3 protein-coding genes are annotated in these 2,439 nt (G+C 69.0%); 1 reads left to right on the plus strand and 2 read right to left on the minus strand.

Annotation, left to right across the window (positions count from 1 at the left end; translation table 11 throughout):
- Window positions 1-116 precede the first annotated feature (116 nt).
- Window positions 117-659, minus strand: a complete 543-nt coding sequence (locus AB0O00_RS35725; RefSeq protein WP_363658868.1) for a GNAT family N-acetyltransferase — start codon at window positions 657-659, stop codon at window positions 117-119.
- The gene (locus tag AB0O00_RS35730; RefSeq protein WP_363658869.1) at window positions 644-1,909 is read right to left on the minus strand and encodes a helix-turn-helix transcriptional regulator; all 1,266 of its coding nucleotides are present in this window, start codon (window positions 1,907-1,909) and stop codon (window positions 644-646) included. The genes AB0O00_RS35725 and AB0O00_RS35730 overlap by 16 nt, the downstream gene beginning before the upstream one ends.
- Before the next feature lie 301 nt (window positions 1,910-2,210).
- Here AB0O00_RS35730 and AB0O00_RS35735 point away from each other — a divergent pair, with 301 nt between their 5' ends.
- Entirely contained in the window at window positions 2,211-2,357 is a 147-nt protein-coding gene (locus AB0O00_RS35735) for a hypothetical protein (protein WP_363658870.1), read from the plus strand.
- Window positions 2,358-2,439 lie beyond the last annotated feature (82 nt).

Here is a 2,439-nt window from a genome sequence, read left to right on the forward strand (position 1 = left end):
GTGGACCGCTAGAGGACCGAAGGGCTTGTGGCTTGCCGGGTGGCTTCCCGCGTCCGAGCCACCGGGGTTGCGGTGGCTCGGACGCGGGACTCACGTCCCGCGGGCCACACCGTCGCTCAGGGGCCACCGGAGGCCGGCGCCAGCTCCCGAACCATCACGGCATACCGGGGAGAGTCGGGGAAGGGCTGCCGAAGGCCCACCTGCGTGTAGCCCCAGGACTCGTAGAGAGACTGGACCTTGGGGTGGTCAGGGTCGACCAGGAGCACCGCGAGGGCTTCCGGGCGGTTGTCGACCAGGGCGGCGTGCAGGCGTTCGGAGATTCCGGTCTTGCGCCAGCGGGGACGGACCATCAGCTCGGAGACGCCGAACGTGGCGGTCGCCTCCGGAGCGGGATGGATATGCTCGCGCCACCACTCGCGGCCCTGTACGAGCGGAGCCCCGTAACAGAAGCCGACCGGCTGGCCGTCCTCGAAGCCGACGACGCACGTGAAGCCGGGCAGGCCGCTCCAGTGGTCCACGAACCAGGGGAACCTCTGGACGAACGGGTCGTGCATCTGGTCCGCGTAGGCGTCCGCGTGGACATCGAGCAGCATCTGCCCGAAGTTCTCGGGCAGTTCGCCGTACTGGTACTGCCGCAGTTCAATCAAGATTGACTCCATTCGGTACGGAAGCGGTCCGCCCACTCTCGCGCAGCGGGGGCGTTCGCCGAAAGAGTCAGCAGGTCGCGGTGGAAATCGCCGAGCAGCGTACGCATGCGGCCGGGAAGTGGGGCGCCGTCCATGAGGCCGAAGACGCTTCCGGCGGTGGCGGTCGCCAACTCCATGTCGCCTTGGTGGAGCTGGGCGAGAGCAAGCCGGATGGTGGCAAGCGCCCTGTTCCGGCGGAACTGCTCGGGAAGCATGGCGAGGGCTTGATGGGATGCGCCCTCGGCCTGCTCTGAGTCGCCCAGCCGGTAGCGGACGATGGCGGTCAGAGCGTGAAGCTCCGCCAGGCCGTAGAAGGCGATCCAGCTCGGCCGTGGCATATCCCGGGAACGGCCGAGCGCGTCGGCCGCGAGCCCGATCGACCGTAGGGCTGCCTGACGATTCTCCAGGTTGGAGTGGCCGATCGCCGTGCGGGCGTGGGCAAGGGAGGCGAAGAACGGGTCGCGGCGGGTGATGCCGACGGCCTGTGCGGCCTGCGCGGCTGCAACGGCCTCGGAGTGCCGGTGCCGTTGGTGCGCGAGCATCGCAACACTGTTCCAGGCGCGGAACTGGGCAGTGGTGTCCTGCGCCAGACCTGCCAGGCGCATGCAGGTGTCGAGGTGTTGCTCGGCGCGGTCGAGGTCGCGGGCATCGATGCACGACCAGGCCGCAACGGCCACGAAGTCGGCCGCCACGCTGAAGAGTCGGCGGCGGACGCGTTCGCTCGCGCTGCCGTTCTGCTGCGTGTCGAGCACCTGTCGGGCGCCGGCGAGCGCGGCGCGTTCCAGAGCGGCGTGCCCACCCTGGTGGTCGTCCAGAGCGTCAAGGGTTTCCAGGCCAGCGCGCAGTCTCAGCACGTCGGATGAGCCGATGGTGGTCCGGTTGGAGAGGCTCGGGACGGCCGCCGCTGCTGCCGCGGTCGGCCCGGAAGTCACGAAGGTTCGCCGTCGCACGTCTTCCTCCGGTGGCGACGCGGGGCGCGATGCGCCCCGTGGGGTGAAGCCGAGTTCTTCGGCCGTGCACTCGAATACTGCCTCCAATGCCAACCGTTGCTTCTCGTGGGGCCATCCGGTCTTCCCGTTGAGCCAGTCCCGGACGGTGCGGATGGTGCAGGTTCCGTACCGTCCGGTCCTGTTCTCGGTCTCGATGTTCACGCGGTGAGCCAACTCTGCCTGGCTCAGCTCCAGTTCGAGCATCCTTCGGCGGAGGGCGGCATTTTCACCCATGTGCGTACGGTAGTGCGTCCATCACGCCATGCGCACGGCGATATGCAAAGGGAAGCTCAAAACTTCCGCCCCGACGCGCTCACGTAGTCGTGAATTCCGTCTCCCCGGCCGTGGCTTGTCCGTCGTTGACTGGACGCAGCCGCCAGGGACTCGCCCGCATTCCCAACTGCAGGCACACCGGCCGGGCGGACGCCGGTGTCGGTCGCTTTTCAGGGCGGCCGACGCCAGGCGCAGGGCCTCCGCCTGGAGAGCCCGCCGATACGCGTGCGGCACTACACCACACCGACCGAGAGGAAGCACGATGCAGGTGAACGAGACCGCCGAGGAGTACGAGGCGCCGACGGCCGTCCTCGTGGGCACCGTCGCCGGCCTGGCCGCTGGCAGCTACTCCGAGGGGAGCAGCGACGACGGCGACTTCTGGACCACGAAGCAGAAGGTCGGCGGCTGAGTGCTCGGCTCATGGTTCGTCGTGCTGCCGGGGGCAACACCGGCGGCACGGCCCGTCGCTGCGGATCTCCCCGACGCTGCCG

The sequence above is a fragment of the Kitasatospora sp. NPDC093558 genome (assembly GCF_040683475.1).
In the GTDB taxonomy this organism is placed as follows: domain Bacteria; phylum Actinomycetota; class Actinomycetes; order Streptomycetales; family Streptomycetaceae; genus Kitasatospora.

Excerpts from the sequence above, each read along its gene's own strand:
- AB0O00_RS35735 (WP_363658870.1), top strand. The coding sequence starts at position 2,211 with ATGCAGGTGAACGAGACCGCCGAGGAGTACGAGGCGCCGACGGCCGTC.
- AB0O00_RS35725 (WP_363658868.1), bottom strand. The coding sequence starts at position 659 with ATGGAGTCAATCTTGATTGAACTGCGGCAGTACCAGTACGGCGAACTG.
- AB0O00_RS35730 (WP_363658869.1), bottom strand. The coding sequence starts at position 1,909 with ATGGGTGAAAATGCCGCCCTCCGCCGAAGGATGCTCGAACTGGAGCTG.